Genomic DNA, 8,224 nt, shown 5'->3' on the forward strand with positions numbered 1-8,224 from the left:
GGTGATGACCATGTACAGGCCGGTGGCGACCAGGCCGAGGATGGCGACGATCTTGACCAGGGCGAACCAGAACTCCAGCTCACCGAACATTTTCACCGTTACCAGGTTCAGCGACAGCAGCAGCGCCACGCAAGTCAGCGCGGGTATCCACTGCGGCAGGTCGGGGAACCAGAACTGTGTATAGGCGGCGATGGCGACAACATCGGCGATGCCGGTGACCACCCAGCAGAACCAGTAGGTCCAGCCGGTGAAGTAGCCAGCCCAGGGCCCGAGCAGGTCGGCGGAGAAATCAATGAAAGACTTGTAGTTGAGGTTCGACAGCAGCAACTCGCCCATGGCGCGCATGACGAAGAACAGCATGAAGCCGATGATCATGTAGACGAAGATGATCGATGGGCCGGCCAGGCTGATGGTCTTGCCCGAGCCCATGAACAGGCCGGTGCCGATCGCGCCGCCGATGGCGATGAGCTGGATATGGCGGTTGGTCAGGTTGCGCTGCAGATGCGGTTCATCAGGCGCTGTGGGTGAGGTTTGCGTCATAGGCAGCATTCCCTTGTAAAGGTCAGTCTTCTTGTCAGAGGTAGCCGGCTAGGCTAACACGGGCGTCCCAATTCGGGGCGTGACAGATCGACTCTGCATTTGGGTAGCAGTGCGATGCCTGTGCCGCCCTCTCTACAAAGCCAACGCAGTTCGTTGTAGGAGCAACGGTCTTTCCCAAAATTTGAAAAGCCTGCGCGACTCATTGTGGGAGCGGGCAAGCCCGCGAAGCAGGCGACGCGGTGTCTGGCACCGGCTGCGCCGGTGTTCGCGGGCACGCCCGCTCCCACAAGTGTGAGCGGTGAATGACAGCTTCTGCTCCCACTCGTGCTCTAGGCACCTGCGGCATTCAGCTTGTCATTCACTGCTCATGCACAATTAGGCGCTGGCCAACACCCGGCGGCGCCTCACCACCAGGCTGTCCACCGCCCACATCACCACCATCGACACCCCCACCAGCGGGAACATCACCCCCAGCACCAGCATCACCGCCACTGCCGCCTTCCAGCGCGGCAGGTCATGGCGCAGCGGCGGTACGCCCAGGCCGCCCTCGGGCCGGCGCTTCCACCACATCATCAGCCCGCTCACCGAGCCCAGCAGGATCATCAGGCACACCAGCAGGATGATGACCTGGTTGACCACGCCAAACATCCTGCCTTCATGCAGCATCACCCCCAGTTCGGTGGCGCGGGCGACCGGGCTGTAGTCCTGCCAGCGCACGTCGGCCAACACCTTGCCGGTGTACTGGTCGACATGCAGGGTGGCGTCATTGCGCGGGTCATCGGCGAACACGGCGACGGTGAACACCCCATCGGCGGTGGTGGGCAGGGTAATGCTGTAGCCCGGCTCGACCTGCCGCGCGGTGGCGATGTCTTCGACCTGCTGCAGGCTTACCTGCGGCGCTGCCGGTTTGGCCGACATCATGTGGTGCCCGCCGTGTTCGGCATGCGCGCCAGACTGCGGCATTGGCGTATTTTCCATGGCCCACGGCACGGTCTGGCGGTGCGCGTCGTTCAGTTCGCCCGCCTGCTGGTCCGACTTGGGCACGTTGGTCCACATGGCCGCCGGGAAGCGGTTCCACAGCTCGGCGTACTGCTTGCCCCACAGGCCGGTCCAGGTCATGCCGCTGAGCAGCATCAACAACAGCAAGGCCGAACCCCAGAACCCGGTTACCGCATGCAGGTCGCGCCACAGCAGGCGGCCACGTGCCGACAGCCGGGGCCACACTACCCCTGCGCCGGTGCGCCCGCGCGGCCACCACAGGTACAGGCCCGAGACCACCAGCACGATGCCCCAGCCGGCAGCCAGTTCCACCAGGCGGTCACCGACGGTGCCGACCATCAGTTCGCCATGCAGGGCACGGGCGATGGCCTGCAGGTTCAGCTTGCCGTCCTGTTCGCCGAGGACCTTGCCGCTGTAAGGGTCAACGAAGACGTTCAATTCCCGCCCACCGTCATGCACCACGAACTGCGCGCTGCGCTCGGCATTCAACGGCGGCAGGTATTGGCCCACGTGGCCCTTGGGGTAGGCCTGGTGCACCTCGGCCAGCAGCGTATCGGCGGCCTGGCGATGATGGCCGGCTTCGACCACCATCAGGTCGCGGTACAGCACTGGGTCGAGTTGCGGCTTGAACAGGTAGATGATCCCGGTGATGGCCAGCAGGATCATGAAGGGGGCCACGAACAGCCCCGCATAAAAGTGCCAACGCCAGGCCAGGTTATAGAAACTGATGCGTGTTCCTCTCATGGGAACCTCCTTTTGACCCGCAGATGGGCGCAACCGAAGCTGCGCCCGTGGTTAGTGTCAGAAGCTGAAATCGACCTTGGTCCAGAAGGTCCTGCCTGGCTCGTTGACCGGCTGTGGGTCGCTCGCCGGGTAGCCGAACCCGGCGTTCCCGGCCAGGTTCAGGTGCTCGGCGTATGCCTTGCCGAACAGGTTGTCGACCCCGGCGCTGAGCTTGAGGTTGGTGTTGACCTTGTAGGCGCCGTTGAGCGAGAACACGCCGAAGCCGGCGCTTTTTTCGTAGTCCTTGCCGACCACGTTGCCCTGGTTCACGGCGATGCGGTTCTGCGCCGCCACCAGCCGCCACAGCGCACCGACGCTCCACACATCACGGCTGTAGGTCAGGCCCAGGCGGCTTTCCAGCGGGGGCATCTGCGGCAGCGCCTTGCCGTCACTGCTGTTCTTGCCCCACGCGTACGCCAGGCTGGCATCGGCCTTCCAGTGCTCGGTCAGCTGGTAGGCCGCGCCCAGTTCGCCACCCATGATACGCGCATCGACATTCTGGGCCTGCGAGGTGCTCATGCCCATCATGCCGGGGCGGTAGTCGAACAGGATGTAGTCACGGATCTGCCCGACATAACCCGAGGCCCAGGCTTCCAGGCGTTCGCTACGGTACTGGATGCCGAAGTCCAGCTGGGTGGTCTTCTCGGGCTTGATGCCGTCGAAAGCGTTGGCCGCACCGGGCGGTGCCAGCTTGGGCGAAAACAGCTCCCAGTAGTCGGGGAAGCGCTGGGCATGGCCCAGGCCAATGTAAGTGGTGGCTGGCAGGCCTGCCAGGTCATGTTCGTAGCGCACGAAGCCGCTGGGCAGGGTGGCCGCGCGGGTGTCGCCCTGGGTGGCGCTGCCTTGGCGGAAGTCGCGGGCCGAGGCGCGGTCCAGGCGGGCACCGCTGACCAGGCGGTCCTCACCCGTGGCGTACCAGGTCAGTTCGCTGAAGGCACCGTAGTTGTGGAAGTCGGCGTCCTTGGTCCAGGCCTGGCCCTTGTGCGCGTCCACGCCCATGCCGCCACGCTTGCGGTGCTCGTTGGTTTGCGCATCGAGGCCGCTGATCAGTTGCACGTCGGCCCAGCGCCAGGTGGCCTTGATGCGTGCGCCCAGGGTGCGGCGGTCCACGTTGCTGACCATGGGCATGCCCATCATGCCGCTGCCCGAGGGCGTGCGCAGGCTGTAGTTGTCCATCACGTGGTCGGCGTAGTTGTAGTAGACCTGCGCTTCAAGCGTGTCCAGCACCTCGCCGAGGTTGGACTTTTCAAAGCGCAGGCCCAGGCTTTCGCGCTTGAACTGCGAGCCGTCCATGCCACGCCCGGCGTAGCGGGCTTCGCCATCGCCCTTGCCGGCGGTCAGCTCCAGCAGGGTGTCCTGGTCGGGCGTCCAGCCCAGGGCGACATCGCCGTTCCACTTGTCCCAGCGTGACGGCACGGTGTCGTTGTTACCGTCGTGATAGTCGTCCGAGCGCGACTGGTTGCCGACGAACCGTGCATAGCCCTGGCTGTTCCCGGCAGCGGCATCCAGCACTTTGTCGAAACGGCCGTTGGAGCCGGCCAGCAGGCTGGCGTTGACCCGGCTGCCGAGGCTGCCGAACTGCTCGGGTTCACGGTCGAACAGTATCGTGCCCGCCGAACCGCCTGGCCCCCAGATCACGCTCTGCGGGCCCTTGATAACGGTCAGCCGGTCATAGGTTTCGGGGGAAATGTAGGAGGTCGGCGCGTCCATGCGGTTGGGGCAGGCGCCGAGCATCAGCCCGCCATTGGTGAGGATGTTCAGGCGCGAGCCGAACATGCCGCGCAGGACCGGGTCGCCGTTGGTACCGCCGGCGCGGATCGCCGAGAAACCGGGAATGGTTTTCAGGTAGTCGGCGCCATCGCTGGCCGGCACCGGCTGGCGCGGGTCTTTCGGGTTGGTGACCACGGTCAACGGCGAACTCGGTGCCACGGCGGTGACGACCGTCGGGCTCAGCTCGGCGGCCAGGGCTACCGGCGCAAGCAGCGAGCCGCACAGTGCGGCGATGGTCCCACGCAGGGACAAGGCAAAAACAGGGGTGCAGCCAGACATAATGATTCCAGTCGATCAGTCATGAGGTAGCACGAAGCCCGCTGGCTTCGTGCACAAAATGTGGGTTCAGGCGCTGATCGAGGAAGGCGGTGCACGGCTGCGCGCACCGGGGAATACAGCCTGCCGGGCATGGCCCTGGTGCGTGGGTGCAATCAGGTGGCTGGTGGGGACGACGCTGCCGGCGCTGAGTGGGCTAAGGGCCTGGGGCAGGGCCGGGCAGTTGAACAACAGGCTGCAGTAGCCGCACTTTTCCCACATCACATGCAGCTGGCCGTCGCTGCCGTGGCCGTGATGGCTGTCGCCAGCGTGCTGATGGGCAGCCGGCATGGGCATGTCCATCGGCATGGCCATGCCGGCGTGGTGGTTCATCGGCATCGCCTGGGAAATCAGCGGGCCGATAAAGATCATCCACATGGCGAACAGGCTCAGCCATCCGCCACCGGCGCGCCTGCGGTCAGGGCGGGTGGTACGGCGCATGCGGGGGTAGGGCAGGCTCATGGCCAGCGCCTGTCAGCTGCGGTCAGTGTGCGTGTTCGTGCGCTTGCGGCTGGTTCGCTGGCGCTTGCTTCTGCACGGCCACTTCGACGGTGACATCGCCGGCCTTCTCGAAGTGCAAGGTCAACGGGAAGCGCTTGCCATCGACCAGCAGGCTGCGATCCTTGGGCTGCATCAGCATCACGTGGTAGGCACTGGGGGCGAATGTCAGGTCCTTGCCGGCGGGCACCACCACACTGGGTACCTGTTGCATTTTCATGGCGCCGTTGGCGCTCATGGCATGTTCGTGCAGTTGCGCATCATCGCTGATCGGGCTGTTGACGCTGAGCAGGCGGTCGTCGGCCTGGCCGTTGTTGTGCACCACGAAATACGCCGCCACGTTGGGCGCATTGGGGGGCAACTGCAGCGACCAGGGGTGGGCAATGTGCAGGTCACCCACGCTGTATTCGTGGGCGTTGGCGAAAGCGCCAGGCAGCATCAGGGCGGCCAGGACGAGGGCGTGCTTGAGCATGTTGAATCTCCGTTCTGTTTCAGGTTCAGGCAGACAACGACGGAACTCAGGCCAGCGGAGAGGCACGGGGGTTTAACGCAGGCCAGAGCTGGCGCGGCGTGGGTTGATAGTCAGCCGGTGGCGGCAACAGCCCGGCGAACAGTGTCGGCGGGTTGTGCAATTGCGGCGGGTATGCGGGCAGGGCCAACAGCGGCGCGGCGCCAGAGCAGCACCAGCAGTTCATCAAGGCGGCGCTGTCGTCGCTTTGCGGGCCCAGGTCGATCTTGGCCAGTGCCTGGACATCGACCTTGGCCTTGTTGGCCATGCTGGAACAGAAGGCCCCCCACAGCAGCTGCTCGGCCGGGCCCTTGGGCGCGGCAGAGGACAGCGGCATGGCCAGCAGGTTGAACAGCACTGCAAGGCAGGCTATCCAGGCGATGTGCCGACGTGGGGGCATGGAGAGATCCGGTCAGGAATCGTGGTGGGTATTGTAAGGCGGAGTATAGGTAAATACGCGGGGTGCGGTGAAGTGACGCAGCGCGTGGTGCTATCAAGCCTTGCCACGCCCCATCAGCCCACGCACGGTTTCCTGCAGGTCCGCCGGCAACACCACCACCTTGGCATTGTTGCTTCCGGCCAGGTTTTCCATCGCCCCGACATAGCGCTCACCCAGCAGGTACATGGCCGGCACGGTTTCGTTGCCCACGGCTTCCTTGACCAACGAAATAGCCCGGGCCGAAGCCTCGGCCAGGCTGATTTGCGCCTCGGCGTCCAGCCTGGCGGCTTGCAGGCGCGCTTCGGCTTCCAGGATGGCCGCCTGCTTGGCGCCTTCGGCACGGGTCACATCGGCCTTGCGCTCCCGTTCGGCGGCAGCCTGGCGCTCCATGGCCAGTTGCATGTTTTCCGACGGTTTGATGTCCTGGATTTCCACCGAACGCACGGTCACGCCCCAGTCTTCGGTCTGCTCGGACATCGCCTCGCGCAGGCGAGCCTTGATCTGCTCGCGGCTGGACAGCGCTTCGTCCAGGTCCATGGCACCGACGATCGCGCGCAGCGAGGTCATGGTCAGGCTGGTGACGGCGAAGGAGAAGTTCTGTACGCCATACGAGGCTTTCTGCGGGTCGACCACCTTGGCGAAGCACAGGGCATTGGCGACGATCACCGCGTTGTCCTTGGTGATGATTTCCTGCTCCTGCACATCGAGGATGATGTCCTTGGTGGGCAGGCGGTAGGCGACCACGTCCATGTACGGGATGACGATGTTAAGGCCGGGCTTGAGGGTGCTGTGGTAGCGGCCCAGGCGCTCGACGATCCATTCCTCGCCCTGGGGTACGATGCGAACCCCCTTGAACACGGTGATCAGAACGAACAGCGCGATGGCGCCAACGACGATGAGGCTGGTCATGATGCAAAATTCCTTTTTGTGCGGTTTCAGGCCCGGATGACGCGGGCGGTATTGCCCTCGATGGCGGTCAGGCGCACCCGCTCGCCGGCGGCGATTTCGCTGTCGGCGATGCAGGTCCATTCTTCATTGCCGAGGACCGGCTTCTGGAAGCGCACGCGGCCCTTGTGGAACTCCGACACCGCGGCGGTCAACAGGCCCACTTCACCGATCACGCTGTCGGCGGTCCAGCGCACATCCGGCTGCTTGCGCCGGAACAGCTTGAACCACAGCGCGGTGGTGGCCGATGACAGCACTACCCACAGCAGTACCTGCATGTCCAGGGCCAGGCTGGGCGCGGCCAGGGCAACCAGCGCGACCAGCACGGCACCGATGCCGAACCAGAGGATGAAGAATGTCGGCAGGACCAGTTCCAACAGGATCAGCCCGATGCCGAACAGCAGCCAGATCCACCATTGCATTTCCATATGGGTTGCGCCTTCCAGGGGGAGGTGCTGAGTGTAAGGCAGCGGGGCGCTACTGGGCCACTTGCAGGGTGTACGGAAAAATCCGAAAAAGCTGTCAGTGCAGGCCCAGCGCGGCCAGCAGCGCCAACGGCGTGTCGAATGCACGGTCCACCGCTGGCAACGCCGGGCGTTTCAGGATCAGCACCGGCACCCCCAGCTCACGCGCCACTTCCAGTTTGGGTTCGGTCGCCACGCTGCCGCTGTTCTTGCTGATCAATACGTCGATGCTGCGCCGCTGGAACAATGCCCGTTCATCTTCGAGAACAAACGGCCCGCGCGCACCGATCACCTCGCAGCGCTCATTGCCGGGGCAGGCCTCCAGTGCCCGCAAGGTCCAGAACTGCTGTGGCGGAATTTCGTCCAGGTGCTGTAGCGGCTCACGCCCCAGCGTGAACAGCGGCCGGCGAAACGGCTGCAGTGCTGCGATCAAGTGCGCCCAGTCTGCCACTTCGCGCCAGTCATCCCCCTTTTGCGCCTGCCAGGCCGGGCGGCGCAGGGCCCAACAGGGGATGCCGGCGCTGCGTGCGGCCTGGGCGGCATTGCCGCTGATCTGTGCTGCATAGGGGTGGGTGGCGTCGATCAGCAGGGTAATGCCCGACTCGCGCAGGTAGCGCGCCAGGCCTTCGGCGCCACCGAAGCCACCGACCCGCACCTGGCATTGCAGGTCCTGCGGCACACGGCCGATACCGGCCAGGCTGTAGACATGCTGCGGGCCGAGGCGGCGGGCGATGGCCAGGGCCTCGGTGATGCCACCCAGCAGCAGGATACGGGCGGTCATGCCACGCCAGCCTTGCCGACAATGCCGCCCTGGCGGTCGATGGCGAACACTTCCACCTGCACTGCCGCCGGCACCACGCTGCGGGCAAAGGCCAGGGCATGGGCGCACACCGCATCACCCAGCGCGATACCGGCCGCATGCGCCAGTGCGAGAGCCTGCTGGCTGGTATTGGCGTCGATGAT

General features: G+C 65.0%; 9 protein-coding genes and 1 pseudogene. All 10 read right to left on the reverse strand.

Features of this window, described 5'->3' with window-relative positions; translation table 11 throughout:
* A partial coding sequence (locus APH30_RS25080; protein WP_156326664.1) for an amino acid permease occupies nucleotides 1-540 on the reverse strand: 540 nt, incomplete at its 3' end.
* Between the two features lie 375 nt (nucleotides 541-915).
* A complete protein-coding gene (locus tag APH30_RS25085; RefSeq protein ID WP_054914065.1) occupies nucleotides 916-2,283 on the reverse strand; it encodes a PepSY domain-containing protein in 1,368 nt (455 codons plus the stop codon).
* Between the two features lie 57 nt (nucleotides 2,284-2,340).
* Nucleotides 2,341-4,371 (reverse strand): TonB-dependent copper receptor, encoded by a 2,031-nt coding sequence (locus tag APH30_RS25090; protein ID WP_054914066.1) that lies wholly within the window; start codon nucleotides 4,369-4,371, stop codon nucleotides 2,341-2,343.
* Nucleotides 4,372-4,437: 66 nt separating this feature from the next.
* A complete protein-coding gene (locus APH30_RS25095; protein ID WP_054914067.1) occupies nucleotides 4,438-4,869 on the reverse strand; it encodes a DUF2946 domain-containing protein in 432 nt (143 codons plus the stop codon).
* Nucleotides 4,870-4,891: 22 nt separating this feature from the next.
* Entirely contained in the window at nucleotides 4,892-5,377 is a 486-nt protein-coding gene (locus tag APH30_RS25100) for a copper chaperone PCu(A)C (RefSeq protein WP_029885705.1), read from the reverse strand.
* 46 nt (nucleotides 5,378-5,423) lie between these two features.
* A complete protein-coding gene (locus APH30_RS25105) occupies nucleotides 5,424-5,813 on the reverse strand; it encodes a DUF2946 domain-containing protein (protein WP_054904938.1) in 390 nt (129 codons plus the stop codon).
* 93 nt (nucleotides 5,814-5,906) lie between these two features.
* Nucleotides 5,907-6,761 (reverse strand): SPFH domain-containing protein, encoded by an 855-nt coding sequence (locus APH30_RS25110; protein ID WP_009683275.1) that lies wholly within the window; start codon nucleotides 6,759-6,761, stop codon nucleotides 5,907-5,909.
* A gap of 26 nt (nucleotides 6,762-6,787) precedes the next feature.
* A complete protein-coding gene (locus APH30_RS25115; protein ID WP_054914068.1) occupies nucleotides 6,788-7,225 on the reverse strand; it encodes an NfeD family protein in 438 nt (145 codons plus the stop codon).
* A gap of 94 nt (nucleotides 7,226-7,319) precedes the next feature.
* Nucleotides 7,320-8,042, reverse strand: coding sequence for a cobalt-precorrin-6A reductase (locus tag APH30_RS25120; protein WP_054914069.1), 723 nt, complete (start codon nucleotides 8,040-8,042; stop codon nucleotides 7,320-7,322).
* Nucleotides 8,039-8,224, reverse strand: a pseudogene (locus APH30_RS25125) (cobalt-precorrin-5B (C(1))-methyltransferase); the annotation flags it as partial. The pseudogene APH30_RS25125 and the gene APH30_RS25120, both read right to left, overlap by 4 nt.

The organism is Pseudomonas sp. NBRC 111127, assembly GCF_001320345.1.
GTDB classification, from domain to species: domain Bacteria; phylum Pseudomonadota; class Gammaproteobacteria; order Pseudomonadales; family Pseudomonadaceae; genus Aquipseudomonas; species Aquipseudomonas juntendi.